General features: G+C 70.8%; 19 protein-coding genes. 10 read left to right on the forward strand and 9 right to left on the reverse strand.

Annotation, left to right across the window (positions count from 1 at the left end):
• Positions 1 to 63: 63 nt before the first annotated feature.
• A complete protein-coding gene (locus IE278_RS36570) occupies positions 64 to 927 on the forward strand; it encodes an Fpg/Nei family DNA glycosylase (protein WP_189779136.1) in 864 nt (287 codons plus the stop codon).
• 43 nt (positions 928 to 970) lie between these two features.
• On the opposite strand, the gene IE278_RS36575 is transcribed toward IE278_RS36570, so the two are convergent.
• From IE278_RS36575 to IE278_RS36590, 4 genes are all read right to left on the reverse strand, one after another.
• On the reverse strand, positions 971 to 1,627 hold the full coding sequence (locus IE278_RS36575; protein ID WP_189779138.1) for an anti-sigma factor family protein: 657 nt from the start codon (positions 1,625 to 1,627) through the stop codon (positions 971 to 973).
• Positions 1,628 to 1,837: 210 nt separating this feature from the next.
• Positions 1,838 to 2,353, reverse strand: a complete 516-nt coding sequence (locus IE278_RS36580; RefSeq protein ID WP_189779139.1) for a hypothetical protein — start codon at positions 2,351 to 2,353, stop codon at positions 1,838 to 1,840.
• Between the two features lie 135 nt (positions 2,354 to 2,488).
• Positions 2,489 to 3,034: a sigma-70 family RNA polymerase sigma factor gene (locus tag IE278_RS36585; RefSeq protein WP_189779141.1), complete on the reverse strand. Its 546-nt coding sequence runs from the start codon at positions 3,032 to 3,034 to the stop codon at positions 2,489 to 2,491.
• Positions 3,035 to 3,280: 246 nt separating this feature from the next.
• The gene (locus tag IE278_RS36590) at positions 3,281 to 3,742 is read right to left on the reverse strand and encodes a universal stress protein (RefSeq protein WP_189779143.1); all 462 of its coding nucleotides are present in this window, start codon (positions 3,740 to 3,742) and stop codon (positions 3,281 to 3,283) included.
• A 154-nt stretch (positions 3,743 to 3,896) separates the two neighbouring features.
• Between IE278_RS36590 and IE278_RS36595 the strand changes: the two genes are divergently transcribed.
• Positions 3,897 to 4,745 (forward strand): polysaccharide deacetylase family protein, encoded by an 849-nt coding sequence (locus tag IE278_RS36595; protein WP_189779145.1) that lies wholly within the window; start codon positions 3,897 to 3,899, stop codon positions 4,743 to 4,745.
• A gap of 54 nt (positions 4,746 to 4,799) precedes the next feature.
• On the opposite strand, the gene IE278_RS36600 is transcribed toward IE278_RS36595, so the two are convergent.
• Positions 4,800 to 5,462 (reverse strand): class F sortase, encoded by a 663-nt coding sequence (locus IE278_RS36600; RefSeq protein ID WP_189779147.1) that lies wholly within the window; start codon positions 5,460 to 5,462, stop codon positions 4,800 to 4,802.
• Between the two features lie 333 nt (positions 5,463 to 5,795).
• Between IE278_RS36600 and IE278_RS36605 the strand changes: the two genes are divergently transcribed.
• Positions 5,796 to 6,281: a hypothetical protein gene (locus IE278_RS36605; RefSeq protein ID WP_189779149.1), complete on the forward strand. Its 486-nt coding sequence runs from the start codon at positions 5,796 to 5,798 to the stop codon at positions 6,279 to 6,281.
• A gap of 105 nt (positions 6,282 to 6,386) precedes the next feature.
• Here IE278_RS36605 and IE278_RS36610 read toward each other — a convergent pair whose 3' ends face one another.
• The 3 genes from IE278_RS36610 to IE278_RS43005 form a co-directional block, all read right to left on the reverse strand.
• Complete coding sequence (locus tag IE278_RS36610) at positions 6,387 to 6,920, reverse strand: hypothetical protein (protein WP_189779151.1); 534 nt, start codon at positions 6,918 to 6,920, stop codon at positions 6,387 to 6,389.
• A 249-nt stretch (positions 6,921 to 7,169) separates the two neighbouring features.
• Positions 7,170 to 7,934, reverse strand: coding sequence for a bestrophin-like domain (locus IE278_RS36615; RefSeq protein ID WP_189779153.1), 765 nt, complete (start codon positions 7,932 to 7,934; stop codon positions 7,170 to 7,172).
• A gap of 32 nt (positions 7,935 to 7,966) precedes the next feature.
• Entirely contained in the window at positions 7,967 to 8,095 is a 129-nt protein-coding gene (locus tag IE278_RS43005) for a hypothetical protein (RefSeq protein ID WP_265647772.1), read from the reverse strand.
• 772 nt (positions 8,096 to 8,867) lie between these two features.
• Here IE278_RS43005 and IE278_RS36620 point away from each other — a divergent pair.
• From IE278_RS36620 to IE278_RS36630, 3 genes are all read left to right on the forward strand, one after another.
• Complete coding sequence (locus tag IE278_RS36620) at positions 8,868 to 9,845, forward strand: SCO0930 family lipoprotein (protein WP_189779155.1); 978 nt, start codon at positions 8,868 to 8,870, stop codon at positions 9,843 to 9,845.
• A 364-nt stretch (positions 9,846 to 10,209) separates the two neighbouring features.
• Positions 10,210 to 11,022: an SAM-dependent methyltransferase gene (locus IE278_RS36625; RefSeq protein ID WP_189779157.1), complete on the forward strand. Its 813-nt coding sequence runs from the start codon at positions 10,210 to 10,212 to the stop codon at positions 11,020 to 11,022.
• The gene (locus IE278_RS36630; protein ID WP_189779159.1) at positions 11,019 to 13,154 is read left to right on the forward strand and encodes a putative bifunctional diguanylate cyclase/phosphodiesterase; all 2,136 of its coding nucleotides are present in this window, start codon (positions 11,019 to 11,021) and stop codon (positions 13,152 to 13,154) included. The genes IE278_RS36625 and IE278_RS36630 overlap by 4 nt, the downstream gene beginning before the upstream one ends.
• 202 nt (positions 13,155 to 13,356) lie before the next feature.
• Here the strand turns inward: IE278_RS36630 and IE278_RS36635 are convergent, their stop codons facing one another.
• A complete protein-coding gene (locus tag IE278_RS36635; RefSeq protein WP_189779161.1) occupies positions 13,357 to 14,241 on the reverse strand; it encodes a LysR family transcriptional regulator in 885 nt (294 codons plus the stop codon).
• A 130-nt stretch (positions 14,242 to 14,371) separates the two neighbouring features.
• Between IE278_RS36635 and IE278_RS36640 the strand changes: the two genes are divergently transcribed.
• From IE278_RS36640 to IE278_RS36655, 4 genes are all read left to right on the forward strand, one after another.
• Positions 14,372 to 15,043: a succinate dehydrogenase gene (locus tag IE278_RS36640; protein WP_189779183.1), complete on the forward strand. Its 672-nt coding sequence runs from the start codon at positions 14,372 to 14,374 to the stop codon at positions 15,041 to 15,043.
• A 1-nt stretch (position 15,044) separates the two neighbouring features.
• Positions 15,045 to 17,015 (forward strand): fumarate reductase/succinate dehydrogenase flavoprotein subunit, encoded by a 1,971-nt coding sequence (locus IE278_RS36645; protein WP_189779163.1) that lies wholly within the window; start codon positions 15,045 to 15,047, stop codon positions 17,013 to 17,015.
• Positions 17,012 to 17,761: a succinate dehydrogenase/fumarate reductase iron-sulfur subunit gene (locus tag IE278_RS36650; protein WP_189779165.1), complete on the forward strand. Its 750-nt coding sequence runs from the start codon at positions 17,012 to 17,014 to the stop codon at positions 17,759 to 17,761. The genes IE278_RS36645 and IE278_RS36650 overlap by 4 nt, the downstream gene beginning before the upstream one ends.
• Before the next feature lie 410 nt (positions 17,762 to 18,171).
• Positions 18,172 to 18,945: a GNAT family N-acetyltransferase gene (locus tag IE278_RS36655; RefSeq protein ID WP_189779167.1), complete on the forward strand. Its 774-nt coding sequence runs from the start codon at positions 18,172 to 18,174 to the stop codon at positions 18,943 to 18,945.
• Positions 18,946 to 19,134 lie beyond the last annotated feature (189 nt).

Here is a 19,134-nt window from a genome sequence, read left to right on the forward strand (position 1 = left end):
CGGGACCCCTGCGAGGGCAGTTCCCCGCGCCCCTTTCGGGGCGTCGGTGGCACCCTGGGAGCTATGCCGGAACTGCCCGAGGTCGAAGCGTTGAAGGACTTCCTGGCCGAACACCTGGTCGGCCACGAGATCATCCGCGTGCTGCCCGTCGCGATCAGTGTGCTCAAGACGTACGATCCGCCGCTCGGCGCCCTGGAGGGCCGCGAGGTCACGGCCGTGCACCGGCACGGCAAGTTCCTGGACCTGGAGACCGCGGGCGGCCCGCACTTCGTCACGCATCTGGCCCGGGCGGGCTGGCTCCACTGGAAGGACCGGCTGCCCGACGGCCCGCCCCGCCCCGGCAAGGGCCCGCTGGCGATGCGCGTCGCCCTGGAGACCGGTGAGGGCTTCGACCTCACCGAGGCGGGCACGCAGAAGCGGCTGGCCGTGTACGTCGTACAGGATCCCGGGGAGGTTCCCGGTGTGGCCCGCCTCGGTCCGGACCCGCTGGCCGACGACTTCGACGAGGCCCGTTTCGCCGCGCTCCTGGAAGGCGAGCGCAGACAGCTGAAGGGCGCCCTGCGTGACCAGAGCCTGATCGCGGGGGTGGGGAACGCCTACAGCGACGAGATCCTGCACGCCGCGAAGATGTCGCCCTTCAAACTGGCCTCCGCGCTGACGCCGCAGGAGACCCGACGGCTGTACGAGGCGCTGCGCGCCACCCTCATGGAGGCCGTCGAGCGTTCCCGCGGAGTCGCCGCGGGCCGCCTCAAGGCCGAGAAGAAGAGCGGTCTGCGTGTCCACGGACGGACGGGCGAGCCCTGTCCGGTCTGCGGAGACACCGTCCGCGAGGTCTCCTTCAGCGACTCGTCGCTCCAGTACTGCCCCACGTGCCAGACGGGCGGCAAGCCCCTCGCGGACCGCAGGATGTCCAAGTTCCTGAAGTGACGGACACGGACAGCCCGCGGGGCGGGACGGGGGAACTGGGCGCTCAGGGTGCCTCGATCGTCACGAGACGTTTCCCGTCCGCCGTACGCACCTCGTACCGGGCGATGTCCGCGAGATGCATCGCGGCGGCGCCCTGCATGCCGTCGGAGGGCGACGAGGCCCCCTTGGGCACGGTCCAGCTCAGGATCACCTGTTCCGAGTCGTCGCGGCCGATGGCCACGAGTTCGCAGGACTGGTCGGCGGACGCGTGCTTGACCTCGGCGTCCACCTCGCTGCCGTAGGCCCGGTCGCGGGTGGTGACCTCGGCCCACACGCCGGTTCCCGGATCGGTCGCGGCGACCGTCCTGGCGCCGGAGGCCTCGTCGCCGGTGAAGGCCGCGACCGCGGGTCCGCCGACGGCGAAGACCACGGCGGCGGCGACCGCGAACAGCCAGCGCCTGCGCCCGCTCCTGCGGGCCGTGACGACATCGTCCAGGAGCCGGTCCAACAAGCCGGGACCCGCCTGGGTCATGGGGTTCACCGAGCGTGGCGTCGCCTCGGCGTACGCCCGCAACGACCGTGTCGTCGCGGCCAGTTCATGTATCTGAACCGCACACTGGGGACACTCCATGAGGTGGTCCTCGAAGCGGAAGGCGTCCGCCTCGTCCAGCACGCCTAGCGCGTATGCGCCGACGTCGCGGTGGCGTTCCAGCGACCTCATACCAAATCCTCATGCCGTGCCGATGGGTGGGGGTGTGCGGGGAGTAGCTGCTTGCCCACCGGTACGCAGGGGACCGCCGAATCACTCAAGTCCCGATCGGAATGCAACCTGGAGATTCGGAGCGGTCGGGCCCGCGGATTGGTCGAGGTTCGGAAAAAAACTGGTCAGGGGAGCCGACCGGTGGCTCCGTCGGGGGATCGGCCGGAAGAATCAGAAAAGATGGATCGCCAGATGCCCGAGCGGCAGCCCCAGCTGCCAGGCCGGGGTCCACACCTTGGGGCCGTCGTCCTCGCCGATGACGGGGCCACCGCCCGGCACCGCGTCCAGGTCGGGCGCGAGCAGTTCGGTCTCCTCCAGCCAGCGCCAGGCCGCCGCCGCCAGGTCGAGATCCGGCGCGGGGCCACCCGCGTCGGCGGCCTCGGCCGCGAGCTTGGCCATGCGTCCGCTCACCCAGTCCTGCCACGGCTGGTCGTACGCCGTCAGCGACAACCAGGTCTCCAGCTGCGTCACCACCCGGATGCCGGAGAGCTCGCCGCCGGTGTCCGACAGGAAGATGGTGAGGGCCAGGGCGTCGCGCCCGGCGCGGAACTCGAAGGACGTGGGCGGCATCAGGTCGCCGGTCCGCAGCAGTTCGTCGGCGATGTACTCCGCGTACAACCACGCCATGGGGACGGTGAGTTCTCCACCGCCGGTGCCGTCCGTGCTCTCTTGACCTCTGTGCAGCATCCCTTCCTGCCTTCCTCCGGTGCGTGCGCGTCGCCCGAACCCGGGCCCCGTCGGGGAACACGGATGAGGACAGCTGATTGCTCAACCATGATCCTCAGCAAGGCGCTTTACGGAGGCTTGACCTAACCCGCGGTTTCACCGCAGGTCGGCCGCGTATCCCGGAAGAACCCGGCGCAGGGCGCGCAGCGCGTAGTACGCGCGGGACTTCACGGTACCGGCCGGAATACCCAGGGCGGCGGCGGCCTCCGCCACGCTGGCCCCGCGGAAATACACCTGCACCAGGACTTCACGGTGTTCCGGAGTGAGAGTCTTCACAGCCTCCCGTACGTCGAGGGTCGCGACGGAGCGTTCGGCGTGGTCCGCCGAGACGCGCGCGCTCTCCAGCACGGCGTCCCCGACCTCGGCGGGCCGCGCCTGCCGGGCCCGCCGCGCGTCGATGGCCAGGCGCCGCCCCACGGTCAGCAGCCAGGGCCGTACGGAATCGAAGTCGTCGGCGCGCAGGGCCTCGGGATGCTGCCAGGCGCGTACGAATGTCTCCTGCACCAGATCCTCGGCGCGCTGGCGGTCCCCGTCGGAGAGCCTCAGCATCAGGGCGAAGAGCGGTGCCCCGTGCTCCCGCTGCAATTCGGCCAGCTCGTGCTCGGCGGTCGTCCTGCTGGTCATGGTGATGGCGGCCGTCATGGCCGTATGCCAGCGCAGGGCGTCCCGCCGGGACAGGGCCAGGACACGGCTCGTCGGCAGACGGTCGAACCCGTCGGCGAACGGTACGACGAACGGTCATCCGGGACGGAAGGCTCCGCCTCCGCATATGTCCCGTCCTCGCCGGTTCGGCCCGCCGCCCACCGTCACCGGCCTGCCGCGCCACCGTCCACGGGGCCACGGCACCGCCGTCCACAGGGCCGCCGCACCACGGTCACCGCACCGCGGTTACGGCACCACCGTCACCGGCCAGCGGCCCGCCTTCACCAGCCGGATCGCGACGGAACCGACGATCCGGTGCCCCGCCTGCTCCGACGCGCCCACCACGACGGCGTCCGCCTTCAGCTGCTCGGCCGCCGAGACCAGCCCGTTGTACGGGTCGCCGCGGAAGGTGTGGAACTCCCAGCGCACATCGAATATGCCCTTGACCTGCTCGGCCGCCTCCTGGATGTCCCGGACCAGCTCCTCGGCGATCTGGTCGGTCGTGTCGGCGACCGGGACCCCGAGCGCCGCACCCGCCGCCATCACCGGCTGTACGTACACCAGCGTGAGCAGCGCCCGCTGCCGCCTGGCCAGCCCGGCGGCGTAGGACGCCGCCCGCAGCGAGGACTCGGAGCCGTCGACGCCGGCCATGATGACCTTGGGCCCGTCAGTGCCACGTTCGAACTGGTGGGAGTGCTGTTCCGTCACGGCCCGAGGCTATCGGAAGCGGCGCGTCGAGCCGCCGCCCGGGACCCCGCCGGCCGCAGCGGGGACACACCCAGATGCTCCCAACGGGTGTTTTCATACGACCGCACCGGTGGCGAGGTGCTGCGGCACACCACCGCCGGGCGAGTGATCAGTCATGAATAAGGATCAGTTCCTCTCGCGGCGCCGGGCATTGCTCGCCGGTGCCGCCGCCCTGGGAGCGGCGGGTGCGGCCGGCGCGGTACAGCTGCTCGGCGCCGAACCGGGCCCTCCGGTCCGGTCCTCCGCCGCTCCCGCCGCCGGGGCCCAGGCGAACGGAGCGGTCCGCAGGCCCTCCGCCTACCGCCTCCAGCCCATCGCCGGATACGGCCCGGCCCGCGGCACACCCGCCCGCACCCTCGTACGGCGCGAGCCGTTCCTGCGGCTTTCGGACCGGGAGCGCAGCATGGTGCTGAGCTTCGACGACGGTCCCGACCCCCGCTACACCCCCGGCATCCTGCGGACCCTCAAGGCCCACGACGTGCGCGCCATGTTCTTCGTGTGCGGCGAGATGGCCGCCGACCACAAGGACCTGCTGCGCCGCATGTCGGACGAGGGGCACGTCGTCGGCAACCACACCTGGTCCCACCCGCTCATGACCAAGCTGAGCAGGTCCGCGATCCGCTCCCAGATGGAACGCACCTGCGACGTCATCGAGGAGGCCTACGGCGAGCGGCCCGGCTGGTTCCGCGCGCCGTACGGGGCCTGGAACCGGGCCGTCTTCGAGGTCGGTGCCGACCTCGGCATGGAACCCCTCGCCTGGACCGTCGACACCCTGGACTGGAAGACACCGGGCGCCGGATACATCGAGCGCCGGGTCGTCAAGGGGGCGGGTCCGGGTGTCGTGGTCCTCGCGCACGACGCGGGCGGCAACCGCTCACAGAGCGTGCGGGCGCTGCGCGACTACCTGCCGCGCCTGCTGGACTCGGGCTACCACATCACCGTGCCCCGGCGGCAGATCAGCTAGGGCCCGAGGCGCGCTCCGGCCGGGCGGGCTCGTGCCCACCCGGCCGGGCACTGCTCAGCGGACCTCGACCAGGCGGGCGAACGCGACGACATTCCCGTCGTAGCCGTTCTGCTTGGAGAAACCGCCTCCGCAGGTGATGACACGCAATTCGGGCTGACCGGTGTTCCCGTAGACACGGTCTCCGGGGAAGTTGTTCTTCTCGAACACCTCGATGCCGTAGATCTCGAACACGGCGGTCTTTCCGTCCCGCCGTCCGACCTCCACGCGATTTCCCTTTTTCAGGGCGCCGAGTCCGTAGAAGACCGCGGGCCCCTGCTGGTTGTCGACATGGCCCACGACGACGGCCGTGCCCTTCTCACCGGGGGAGACCGCGCCCGAGAACCACCCCGCGAGATTCGGGTCCTCCGGCGGTGGCGCGTCCACCCAGCCCTCCATGTCGAGGCCCACCGGGACGGCCGGGGCGTCGACCTGGATCGCCGGGATCCTGATGCGGTCCGCCACGGAGAACGACAGCGGCGCCGGTGAGCCGGGCCGCGACCCGTCCGCGGAGGCACTGTCCGCGGCGGCGGCCGTCGCGGGCTGCGGGGGCCCCACGTCGAATTCTCCCGAACCATTGCGAATAAGGGCGAGGCCGGTCAGCAGAACAAGCGCTATGACACCCCAGGGAGCGCGCTTCCTGGGGCGCTCCTCCTCTTCGGCCAGCTCGGAAACCGACATTCGCAAACCCCTCTCGACGCGGCCGTCGCCAACGTCCGTCGCGCATACGAGAACGCTAAGCGCAGCCCGCGTGCGGGGCGACGGGAGAAAGGCGAACGGGTGGTGGACAGGGCCGCCGTGCGCCATCCGAGTCGCGACCGCGAGGAAATTTCTGACGGTGCGTGACCTGCGGCAATATCCGATTGTGTTCCTTTTCGTCGGCGTGTCCTCTCACCAGGACGGACCATTCCCGAAATGCGGCCCTGTGCACGACAACTGAGTGTCTGTCTGGGAGGCGTTCTCTCGCCGACCGACCCGGGGACGTTCCCCGGGGCGCCTTCCGCGGAGGAACACATGCGTACTCGTGCCCTGGCGGTCTCTGCGACAGCGATCGCCGCCCTCGGACTCACCGCCTCCCAGGCCGTCGCCTGGGACACCTCTAGCAACATCGTCGCCATGCCCAGCGCCATCGCCCGGGGCGGACAGCTCACCGTGACCGTCGACGGGTGCCCGCACGGCGGCAGCATGACGTCCAGGGCGTTCCCCCGGGCCGATCTCTCGCCGATCAACAACCACAGCGAGACGTCCAAGGGGACCGCGACCATCAACAGGTCGGCCTCGCCCGGCGCGTACGACATCAGGGTCCACTGCCAGGGCAAGCCCGCGCTGACGAAGTCCGCCGCCTTCACCGTCATCGGCGGTGTCCGCGGTGGTCTCGGCGGCAGCAGCTCGGACGGGGCCACGCCGACCGACATGGCGATCGGCGGCACCCTGGTCGGCCTCGCGCTCGTCGGCGGCGGGGTGTTCTGGATGCGCCGCCGCGCCGAGAGCAGGATCTGAGCCCTCTCGCAGGACGGGCTCCGCCCCTCGGAGACCGGAACGCACGTGAACGGCCCTTCGCCCCGGACCCGTGAGGGTTCCCGGGGCGAAGGGCCGTCCGGCGTGTCAGCCGCCGTGTTCCCCGGCGCGCTTGCGCGACCAGTGGTACGCCGCGCCGACCGAGCCGGCGATGAGCGCCGCCCCGAGGCCGATCTGGCCCAGGTCGAAGCCGCCCGCGGTGCCGCCGACGCCCGCCTTGACGCCCCGGTGGGCGGAGGGATGCGTCGGGTCGTCCGGGCGGCCACCGGCGATGGTGAGGTCCGTGTGGCCGGATTCGTGCCCGCACTGGAACGTCACCTCGTACACCGCGCCCGGTTTGGCGTCCCAGTCGACGGTGGCCGAGGCGTTGGACTGGCCCTTGTGGATCGTCACCGTGTCGAAGACACCGGAGCTGACCTTCGTCTCCTTCTTGCAGCCGTTGACCGACAGCGAGACACGGCCGCCCGCGGCGATCGTCGACGGCGAGACGTTGAAGCCGAACGAGGTGATGTTGCGGTCCGGCTCGTGTTCCCCCTCGCCCTCGGCGACGGCGACGGGCGTGGCGAGGGTCAGTGCGGTCATGCCCAGCAGTGCGGCCGAGGCGACGCGTATCGCGCGCATGGTGAGTCCTCCGGGTCCCGAGGAGCAGCCCGCGGACCGTTTCCGCTGCGCCGTACATGCACCTCGATGTCCGAAACGCTAGGAAGGTACGGGCGCGGGCGCGATCGCAGTAGCGCGAATGGGGCAATCGTGTGGGCCGAACCGGGTAACCCGTACCCGCGCCCGGGGGACGGGCACGGCGTGGCGCCCGCCCCCTGGCACGGGTACGGGCGCCTGGTGCGGGCCGTCAGCCGCCGGTGCCGGGGAAGGTCATTTCCCGGCGTCCGGGAAGTGCGTCAGGAACGGGTCGGCGGTCGCCGTGATCCCGCGGCTGTAGGGCGCGTCGAAGTCCCAGATCAGGAAGAGCAGGAAGGCGATCAGGGCGGCGAACAGGCCCGCCAGGATCACTTCGCGCGCGGTGCGGCGGATCTGCAGGGCGAAGATCAGCCCGACGGTCACGACGGCCCCGGTGATCAGACCGAACCACACGACACCCGGCATGGTCGGCGCCGTCGAGTCGGCGCGGGCGGTGCGCGCGGTGTCCGCCGCGGTCACCTGGTCGAGGAGCGGCTGGTAGGCCTGGGCCTCGAAGTCCGTCTTCGGCTCGTAGTCGGTGACGTCCTGGCGGACCCGGTTCAGCAGTTCCGTACCCCGCCCGGTGACGTGGCCGTGGTCGGCCATGGTCTTCCACTCGGTGGTGACGACGTGATCGACATAGGCCGCGACGTCCTCACGGACGCGGTCGCGGACGTCGGGCGGATAGACGCGTACCCGCTCGTCGATCTCGTGCAGCGCCTGCGCCTCCGTCTGGACGTGGTCCTCGGCGATGCCCCGCGCCTCCCAGACTCCGGCGATGGCGAGGCCGAGCACGATGGCGTACACCACGCCGATCATCATCGTCATGTACTCGATGACGTCCGGGGTGTCGGACGGATCGTCGTCCTCGGAGACGGTGCGGTGCCGCACGAAGGTGACGACGAGGACGACGACGGCCGCGGCGGCCATCGCGAGGGCGAGAACAAGCCATTCCGACAAGGATTCCTCCTGGGGTCAGTGCGTGCGCGGGGTCAGCGCGGGCGCAGAGCGGCGGCGGCGAGCACGGCGGGCGCGGTGATGAGCAGGGTGAGCGAGACCAGCGACGGGCCGCCGCGGGGCTGGGCCTTGTGCGCCCTGACGCGGTACGGCGGATAGCTCACCGGGGTCGGCGACGGGCCGGGCCGCGCGCTGGGGGGCGGTGCCGGGCGGGGCGGGGGAGGCGTCGGACGTGGCGTGGTGGGGGTCGGCCGCGGGGTCACGGGAGCGGGCGGTACGACGACCGGAGCGGCCGGCGCGGGTCGCGGCGGGGGAGACGGTTTCGGCGGGGGTTTCGGAGCGGGCGTCGGGGTGGGGGCCGGCTTCGGCGGCGGTTTCGGTGGGGGAGGGGGCTTCGGCGGCGGACTGGGCGGAGGGGTCGGCGGACACGGGGTCGAGGGCGGGGGCGGGGGCGGGGGTGGAGTCGGGGTCGGGCAGGTGCCCGCGACCGACACCGCCGAGACTCCGCCCGGTCCCGAGGAGGCGTACGCGCACGCGTCGGCCTTCGCGGGGGCCGGCGCGCCGCCCGCGATCCAGGTCAGCGTGAGCAGCGCCAGCAGCCGTATGCCGAGAGCGAGTCGGAGCGGCCGCTTAATTCTTTTTGGTCCAGGCACGATCGCGATCATCGGTCCCTTAACGCCCGCGCACGCGGGAGTGACGGGGTAATTGCCCCGAAGGAGGGACAAGAGGGCCCAAGCCGTTGCCGAACGGCTCCGCGGACGTTCGGCGGGCGGGTCCCGGCCGGGCACTCGGACCCCTTCCCGACCAGGCCTCCCGGGCGTTACCAGAAAGAAATGTGTGCTCACTTTGAACACTCACCGCACCCCCGCCCGTACCTAGGGCCATACGCGGTGCTGAGGAGTGCCGCAACACCTATGCAAACAGCGGGAGTTACCAATGAAGACCTCCTGGCGGAGCGCCTCACTCGTAGCGTCAGCTGCGGCAGTGCTGGTGCTGACGACGGCGTGCGGTCAGGAAAAGGCGGCCGATTCGACCGGCAGCCAGAACGTGGGCGCGGCGCCCGCGGCGGGTGGCTACGGTTCGGCGGACGCGGGGGCCACCGAGACGGGCGCCGCCGCCGCGGACGGACAGGGCGCTGTCGCCCAGAGCGCCGGCCAGCTTGCCGTGTCGGACACCGAGAAGCTCGGTGAGGTGGTCACGGACAGCGCGGGCATGACGCTGTACCGCTTCGACAAGGACACGGCCGAGCCGCCGAAGTCGACCTGTGACGGCGACTGCGCCACGGCGTGGCCCCCGGTTCCGTCCTCGGGTGCCGCGGCCCCGGTGGGCATTGACAAGTCCCTGCTCGGCGAGGTCACCCGGTCCGACGGTACGAAGCAGCTGACCATCGACGGCTGGCCGCAGTACCGGTTCGCGAAGGACACCAAGGCTGGTGACGTCAAGGGCCAGGGCGTGGGCGGCACTTGGTACGCCTCGGCCCCCACGGGCAAGAAGGCGTCCGCGGGCGGCGGGGGCGGCACGGCGGAAGCCGCCGACCTGCCCGGCCTGTCGACCCGTAACGACCCGGAGCTCGGCGAGGTCGTCGTCGACAAGAACGGCATGACGGTCTACCGGTTCGAGAAGGACGTCCCGTGGCCGATGAAGTCGAACTGCATCGGCGCGTGCCTGGAGAAGTGGCCGGTCGTCGAGCCGGTCGACGCCGCCGACACCAAGGGCATCGACAACAAGAACGACGGCAAGCGCGGATACGTCGTCAACAACCGTCCGGACGGCCTCAAGCAGCAGAGCATCGACTGCTGGCCGCTCTACACCTTCGCGGGTGACAAGAAGCCCGGCGACACCAACGGGCAGGGCGTCGGCGGCACCTGGTACGCCATCTCCCCCGAGGGCAAGCCGCTCGGCAAGCCGAAGTAGCCGTATCGCGTCCCGCGGAATCGCACCGGCGGGAATCGAGACCGCAGGAATCGCGACTGCAGGAATCGCACCAAGTGGGCACAATCACCGTTTCGCCCCCTCCGCACACGTGGAGGGGGCGGAGCGGCTTTTTCACATCCGAACGCGCACGTAGCGGCTCCTCGTGACCCCGCTCGTGACGCCGCGCGGTTTCCGGCGGATCTCTTTGGAATGCTTCGGGGCGATTTCGCTCGGCCTTCCATCCGGCACGTGCCCCAGGCAGTGGCCTTGAACGGACGGTCAATTTCCGTTTCCACTCGCTCCATTGGCGGGCGATCAGTAGCCTCAGCTCGAACACCGGATCGTCTACGCCTTGGAGACATAGATGGAGCGTCCCGCCTGGGCCCCACGCGGCATCGACATCTCGGTACCCAGTGTGAGCCGCATCTACGACTACTACCTGGGCGGATCGCACAACTTCGAGGTCGACAGGGAAGCCGCGCGCAGGGCCATGGAGTTCATGCCGGGACTCCCCAAGATCATGCAGGCGAACCGGGCGTTCCTGCGCCGCGCGGTGCGCTTCGCGGCCGCCGAGGGCATCGACCAGTTCCTGGACATCGGCTCGGGCATCCCCACCTTCGGCAACGTCCATGACGTGGCCCAGAGCGCCCGTCCCGGCGCCCGCGTCGTCTACGTGGACCACGACCCGGTGGCCGTCGCGCACAGCGAGGCCGTCCTGGCCGGCAACGAGAACGCGGACGTCGTCACCGCCGACCTCCGCAAGCCCCGGGAGATCCTGGCGAGTCCGCGTCTGCGGCGCCTGATAGACCTGAATCAGCCAGTCGCCCTCCTCCTCGTTGCCATACTGCACTTCGTGGAGGACGAGGACGACCCGTACGATGCCGTGGCCGAGCTGAGGGACTCCCTGGCGCCCGGCAGTCTGCTCGTCGTCACCCACGCCTCGTACGAGGGGATCCCACTCCCCCCGGAGCGGGCCGGGGGCGCCGTCGACGTCTACAAGGACATCCGAAACCCGCTGATCATGCGCTCGCGCGAGGACATCGCGCGGTTCTTCGAGGGGTACGACATGGTGGAACCCGGACTGGTGCCGATGCCGAACTGGCGGCCCGACCCGGCGTCCGAGGACGAGGATCCTTATTCCTACTCGGGTTTCGCGGGCGTGGGGCGCACGGCGTGACCGCGGAACCGGACGGGCCGGAAGGCAGACTGCGCAGGTTCGCGACGATCTGGAGCCGGGCCGTCTTCCCGGTGACCGCCACGTCGCTGACCCGGCCGGAGTTCGAGGAGCGCCTCGTGCCCCTCGCCCGGCGGCTCAGCGAGGCGCTGCGGGCCAGGACGTTCGAGGCGGCCGAGGGACAGGCCGTCGGCGCCGCGCTCATCGGGGCGCACTGCACGGAGCCCGAAGCCCTCAGCGCCAGTCTCGACTGCGTCGACGCCTACCTGGTGCTCTACTGCGGCGGGGACGGAGCCCAGGACGCCCTGCGCGCCCGCTCCGCGCGGCTGCAGCACGCCATGGCCGCCGGGTTCGCGAAGGCGCTGCGGGAGCGGACGCTCGCCGAGCAGGAGGCCATCGCGCGCGCCGCCCTCCAGGCCCAGGGCATCGTCGCGGACGCGCTGCACGCGACCGAGGCACGCTTCCGCGCGGTCTTCGAGGGCGCGGCCATAGGCATCGGCGTCGCGGACCTCGACGGCAACATCCTCCAGGTGAACAACGCCCTGCTGCGGATGTTCGGCGGCACCGAGCAGCTGATGCGCGGGCGCAACGTCACCGAGTGGACCCACCCCGAGGACGCCCCGCAGGTCTGGCGGCTCTACGAGGAGCTGGTGCGCGGCGACCGCGAGCACTACCACGTCGAGAAGGCCTTCTACCGGCCCGACGGAACGGTTCTGTGGACCAACCTCACGGTCTCGCTGCTGCGTGACGCGGACGGCGAGCCGCAGTTCCAGCTCGCCCTCATGGAGGACACCACCGAGCGCAGGCTGCTCAACCTCCGGCTCCGGTACGAGGCCACGCACGACGCGCTCACCGGGCTGCCCAACCGCACGCTGTTCTTCGAGCGGCTCGACAAGGCGCTCGCGGCGGGCGACGGGCAGCGGTTCGGTCTCTGCTACCTCGACCTCGACGGGTTCAAGACCATCAACGACAGCCTCGGGCACGCGGCGGGCGACCGGCTGCTCGTCGAGGTCGCCGACCGTCTGCAGTCCTGCGCGACCGCGCCCGGCGAGATGGTGGCCCGGCTCGGCGGCGACGAGTTCGTGGCGCTGACCACCGGGCCCGACACCGAGAGCGAGGTCGACGCGCTCGCCGACCGCATCATGAACGCGCTGATCACCCCGGTGCGCATCGACGGCCGTGAACTCACGGTGCGGGGCAGCATCGGCATCGTCGAGGGGCCCGCGGGCGAGCGCGGCCCGGCTGAGGTGCTGCGCAGCGCCGACATCACGATGTACCGGGCCAAGTCGGCGGGCGGCAACCGTTACGAGCTGGCCGACGCCGAGGCCGACGCCCGCGCGATCACCCGGCACGGGCTCACCACGGCGCTGCCGGCGGCGCTGGACCGGGGCGAGTTCTTCATCGAGTACCAGCCGCTCGTGCATCTCGGCGACGGCAGTGTGCACGGCGCGGAGGCCCTCGTCCGCTGGCTGCATCCGCAGCACGGGGTGCTCGGGCCCGACCGGTTCATCCCGCTCGCCGAACACACCGGGCTGATCGTGCCGCTGGGGCGGTGGGTCCTGGAGCAGTCGGTCCGGCAGGCCATGGTGTGGCAGGAACGTCACTCCGACGCGGGTCCGCTACGGATCAACGTGAACCTGTCGCCGTGCCAGCTGACCCATCCCGGGCTCGTCTCCGACACGGTGGACATCCTGGAGCGGGTCGGGCTCGAACCGAACTCGCTCTGCCTGGAGGTCACCGAGTCGGCGCTGATCGGCGCCGACGACGACCTCCTGAAGCCGTTGCGCCGGCTCGCCGAGATGGGGGTCGACATCGCGCTCGACGACTTCGGTACGGGGTACTCGAACCTCGCCAATCTGCGGCGGCTGCCGGTGAGCATCCTGAAGCTCGACCGGTCGTTCACGCAGGGGATGCAGCAGTTCCCCGCCGATCCTGTCGACCTGAAGATCGTCGAGGGGATCGTGTCCCTGGCCCACAGCCTGGACCTCGCGGTCACGGTGGAGGGGGTGGAGACGGGGGCGCAGGCCGAGCAGCTGCGGCTGCTGGGCTGCGACACGGCGCAGGGCTGGTACTACGCCCGCCCGGGTCCTCCGGACCGGCTGCACGATTTGGCGTTGGTGGACGCGACGGGCTGACGTGGGTCGCCGCGCCGTTCCCCGCGGCCCTGTGGGGGTGAGCGTGGTCCCCAGGGCGCGGGTACGCCGTAGCTGAGCGCGCAGTTCCCCGCGCCCCTGAAAGACGGGGCTGCGCCCCTGTCTTTCATCAGCGGGGGGGGCGCGGCCCCCGCTTTTCAGGGGCGCGGGGAACTGCGCAGTCTTTTAGGGGCGCGGGAACGGCTCAGCGTTCCAAGAGCATTCGCTGCAGTTCGCGTGCGGCCCGCGGTGGCGCCACGTCACTGCGGTGCGCCAGCGCGATGGTCCGGGCAAGACCGGGCCGGGCCAGCGGCGTCACCCGCAACCCCCGCCCCGACCGAGCAGCCACCATCCGTGGCACCACGGCCACCCCCAACCCCGCCCGCACGAACCCCAGCACCGCGTCCATCTCCCCGCCCTCCACCGCGAAATCCGGCTCGAACCCCGCGGAGCGACACGCCGCGACGGTCAGCTCCCGCAGGTCGTACCCGTGCCGGAACATCACCAGCCGTTCCCCCTCCAGGTCCGGGATGTCGACGGTCCGCCGGCCGCCCCCCGGCGCCGGCGCCTCCGGCGAGGACACCACCACCAGGTCCTCCCGCAGCACCTCCACCGTGGTCAGCGCGGGCGACGGCGTGGGCAGCGGAAGGACGACCAGCGCGAGGTCGAGCGCCCCGCGCGCCAGCTCCCGTACGAGGTCGTGGGAGCCCCCCTCCTCGATCAGCAGCCTGATCCCCGGATAGCGGTCGTGGAAGGCGCGCAGCACATCCGGCAGGAGCCCCGTGCACAGACTCGGCGTCGCGCCGAGCCGCACCCGCCCGCTGCGCAGCTGAGCCAGCTCCTGCACTTCCTGCCGCGCCGTGTCCGCGTCCGCCAGGATGCGCCGGGCCAGCGGCAGCAGCGCCTCCCCAGCGTCCGTGAGCGTGATGTTGCCCCGCGCCCGCAGGAAGAGGTCGGCCCCCAACTCCCGCTCCAGCGCCTTGATCTGCTGGGAGAGCGACGGCTGGGCCACATGGACCACCTCGGCGGCCCGGGTGAAGTGCCGGGTCTCGGCGACCGCCACGAAGTACTGGAGCTGCTGGAACTGCATCGCCCCATCGTACGCTCACGATAGGCGCAGGCTATGGAAACGAGCCGGACCATGTCTTGGACCGATCGCCCTGCCCGGCCGTACCGTCCCTCACATGGCTCTGGCAACGCGGACGGAACGAAAACCGTCCATGACGCGCACCATGTGGGACTCGTCCGTCGGCAAGAAGACCGTGATGGCCGTCAGCGGCCTGATCATGCTGGGGTACCTGGTCGTCCACATGATGGGCAACCTGAAGATCTTCTTCGGGTCGGACGACTTCAACCACTACGCGCACTGGCTGCGCACCCTCGGCGAGCCCTTCCTGCACTACGAGTGGGCGCTGTGGATCGTCCGCGTGGTCCTGGTCGTCGCCGTCGTCGCGCACGCCGTCTCCGCGTGTCAGCTCAGCCGCCGTGACATCGGGGCGCGCCCCACCAAGTACGTGCACAAGAAGCCCCGGGCCAGTTACGCCACCCGCACCATGCGCTGGGGCGGCATCATCCTCGGCCTGTTCATCGTCTGGCACATCCTGGACCTGACGACCGGCACCGTGCACGCCAACGGCTTCCAGTCCGGTCACCCGTACCAGAACGTGATCGACACCTTCTCCACCTGGTACGGCAACGTCATCTACATCGTCGCCATGCTCGCGCTCGGCCTGCACGTGCGGCACGGCTTCTGGAGCGCGGCCCAGACCCTCGGCGTCGGCAGCCGTACCCGCGACCGGGCCCTCAAGACCATCGCCAACGTGCTCGCCGTGGTGCTCACGGCGGGCTTCATCGCCGTACCCGTGGGCGTGATGACCGGAGTGGTGAGCTGACATGAGCGCTGAATTCGCCGGACACGGCACCTTCGCCGAGTACACGACCGGGGAGCCGGTCGTCGACACCAAGGCCCCGAAAGGGCCAGTGAACGAGCGCTGGGACACCCGCCGCTTCGAGGCCAAGCTGGTCAACCCCGCCAATCGCCGCAAGCACACCGTGATCGTCGTCGGTACCGGGCTGGCAGGCGGCGCGGCGGGGGCCACGCTCGCCGAACAGGGCTACCACGTCGTGCAGTTCTGCTATCAGGACTCGCCGCGCCGGGCCCACTCCATCGCCGCGCAGGGCGGGATCAACGCGGCGAAGAACTACCGCAACGACGGCGACTCGGTGCACCGGCTCTTCTACGACACCGTCAAGGGCGGCGACTTCCGGGCCCGGGAGTCGAACGTGCACCGCCTCGCGCAGATCTCGGTGGAGATCATCGACCAGTGCGTCGCGCAGGGCGTACCGTTCGCCCGCGAGTACGGCGGTCTGCTCGACACCCGGTCGTTCGGCGGGGTGCAGGTGTCGCGGACGTTCTACGCCCGTGGGCAGACGGGGCAGCAGTTGCTCTTGGGCGCGTATCAGGCGCTGTCATGGCAGATCGCGGCCGGCGCGGTGGAGATGCACGCCCGGACCGAGATGCTCGACCTCATCGTGATCGACGGGCGGGCGCGGGGGATCGTGGCCCGGGATCTGATCACCGGGAAGATCGACACGTACTACGCGGACGCCGTCGTGCTGGCGAGCGGCGGGTACGGCAACGTCTTCTACCTGTCGACCAACGCAATGAACTCCAACGCCACCGCGATCTGGCGGGCCCACCGGCGCGGCGCGTACTTCGCCAACCCGTGCTTCACGCAGATCCACCCCACCTGCATCCCGCGCACCGGTGAGCATCAGTCGAAGCTGACCCTGATGAGTGAGTCGTTGCGCAACGACGGGCGGATCTGGGTGCCCAAGGCCAAGGGCGACGACCGTCCGGCGGACCGGATCCCGGAGGACGAGCGCGACTACTACCTGGAGCGCATCTACCCGGCGTTCGGCAATCTCGTACCGCGTGACATCGCCTCCCGGGCCGCGAAGAACGTCTGCGACGAGGGACGCGGGGTCGGGCCCGGCGGGCAGGGCGTCTACCTGGACTTCGCCGACGCCATCGCCCGGATGGGGCGCAAGGCGGTGGAGGCCAAGTACGGGAACCTCTTCGACATGTACGCGCGGATCACCGCCGAGGACCCGTACACGGTGCCGATGCGGATCTATCCGGCCGTGCACTACACGATGGGCGGCCTGTGGGTCGACTACGACCTGCAGACCACCGTGCCCGGACTGTTCGCCATCGGCGAGGCCAACTTCTCCGACCACGGGGCGAACCGGCTCGGCGCCTCCGCTCTGATGCAGGGACTCGCCGACGGGTACTTCGTACTGCCGTCGACCATCAACGACTACCTCGCCCGCAACCCGCACCACGAGGCGGTGACGGATGAACACCCGGTCGTCCAAGAGGTGTTGGCCGACACCGAGGACCGGCTGCGGCTGCTGCTGGCCGTCGACGGCGACCGCACCCCCGACTCCTTCCACCGTGAACTCGGCGAGCTGATGTGGGAGTTCTGCGGCATGGCGCGTACGGAGACGGGGCTGCGCAAGGCCCTGGAGCGCATCCCGCAGATCCGGGAGGAGTTCTGGCGGCGCATCAAGGTGCCCGGTACGGGCGAGGAGTTCAACCAGTCGCTGGAGAAGGCCAACCGGATCGTCGACTACCTGGAACTCGCCGAGCTGATGTGCCTGGACGCGCTGCACCGCGAGGAGTCCTGCGGCGGTCACTTCCGTGAGGAGTCCCAGACCCCGGACGGCGAGGCGGCCCGCCGCGACGAGGAGTTCTCCTACGCGGCCGCCTGGGAGTTCACCGAGACCGGTGACGCGCCCGTCCTGCACAAGGAAGACCTCGTCTTCGAGTACGTCCACCCCACCCAGCGGAGCTACGCATGAAGCTCACCCTGCGCGTCTGGCGGCAACAGAACGCCGACGCCGACGGAGCGATGTCCACGTACGAAGTGGACGGCATCTCGGCCGACATGTCCTTCCTGGAGATGCTCGACACCCTCAACGAGGAACTCATCCTCGCCGGGGACGATCCGGTCGCCTTCGACCACGACTGCCGCGAGGGCATCTGCGGGGCGTGTTCGCTGGTCATCAACGGTGACGCGCACGGGCCGGAGCGTACGACCACCTGTCAGCTGCACATGCGGTCCTTCCGCGACGGGGACACGATCGACATCGAGCCGTGGCGGGCTTCCGCCTTCCCGGTGGTGAAGGACCTCGTCGTCGACCGGTCCGCGTTCGACCGGATCATCCAGGCCGGGGGGTACGTCAGCGTGCCGACCGGGGCCGCGCCGGAGGCGCACGCCACGCCCGTGCCGAAGCCGGACGCGGACTTCGCGTTCGAGCACGCCGAGTGCATCGGGTGCGGGGCGTGTGTGGCGGCCTGTCCCAACGGGGCCGCGATGCTGTTCACCTCGGCGAAGGTGAACCATCTGAACGTGCTGCCGCAGGGGGCTCCCGAGCGGGAGACGCGGGTGCTGGACATGGTCGCGCAGATGGATGAGGAGGGGTTCGGGGGGTGCACGCTCGCGGGTGAGTGTGCGACTGCCTGTCCCAAGGGGATTCCGTTGTTCTCCATCACCGGGATGAACAAGGAGTGGCTGCGGGCGAGCCGGAAGTCCGCGAAGCGGTGAGGCTCCGCCGGGGTGCGTTGTCTGGTGCGGGTGGGTGGGGGTGGTTGCGCCGTTCCCCGCGCCCCTGAAGGCGACAGGATTGCGCCGTTCCCCGCGCCCCTGACAGACCAAAGACTGCGCCGTTCCCCGCGCCCCTGAAGGCGACAAGACTGCGCCGTTCCCCGCGCCCCTAGAAGCGGCAAGACTGCGCCGTTCCTCGCGCCCCTGAAGGCGAAAAGCGAAAGGATTGCGCCGTTCCCCGTGCCCCTTCAATGGGGCTTGGCCCCTGGGGTTCAGCAAGCTCACACTCGGGCTCTCCGTGTGGGTTACTCGGCGGTCAGCCGGCGTCGGAAGAACAGGAGCGCACGGACCGATACACCACGGTCCGCCGCGCCGCTCCGCCGCATCCGGCCTGTGACCAGGAGAGAGCCATGACCGGCGTTTCCACCCTCGACAGCCCCCCACTGTCGACCGCACCCACCCGTTACACCGTCACCCTCGCCCGCGACGAGTCCGACGTCCGGGACGCACAGCGACTGCGCCACGACGTCTTCGCCGGGGAGATGGGCGCCCTGCTGGCCACGTCCCAGCCGGGTCTGGACGTCGACGCCTTCGACGCGTACTGCGACCACCTGCTCGTGCGCGACACCACGACCGGCCAGGTCGTCGGAACGTACCGGCTGCTGCCGCCCGAGCGTGCGGCGGTCGCCGGACGGCTCTACTCGGAGAGCGAGTTCGACCTCGGCCCCCTCGCCGCGATCCGCTCCGGCCTCGTCGAGGTCGGCCGCTCCTGCGTCCACCCCGACCACCGCGACGGCGCCGTGATCGGCCTGATCTGGGCCGGTATCGCCCGCTACATGGTCGACGGCGGCCACGAGTGGCTGGCGGGCTGCTGCTCCATCCCGCTCGCCGACGGCGGCGCTCTCGCCGCGGGCACCTGGGACCGGGTGCGGGACAAGCACCTCGCGCCCGAGGAGTACCGCGTACGGCCGCTGCTGCCCTGGAACTCCGAGGGCGTCGCCCGGGGCGCCGGCCGCGCCGAACTCCCCCCGCTCCTGCGCGGCTATCTGCGCCTGGGCGCCTGGGTCTGCGCGGAGCCGGCCCACGACCCGGACTTCGGCGTCGCCGACCTGTACGTGCTGCTGTCGATGCGCCGGGTCAACCCGCGCTATCTGCGGCACTTCCTCTCCCTCGTGCCCGCGTGATGAGCGCGTCCCGCATGGGTGTGCTCCTGCGTCCCCGCCGGGGCTCGGCGACCTCCGCCGACCCGGGCGCGGGCGGCGCCCTCTTCCTGGGCCCGGCGGGTTCCGGAAAGATGCCGAGCCCGCGCCGAGGCGGCTCACCGGCCACCCCCGGCCCGGGCGCCGCCGGTTCGGTCGCTCCTGGTGCGGTCG

The organism is Streptomyces tauricus (assembly GCF_014650955.1).
In the GTDB taxonomy this organism is placed as follows: domain Bacteria; phylum Actinomycetota; class Actinomycetes; order Streptomycetales; family Streptomycetaceae; genus Streptomyces; species Streptomyces tauricus.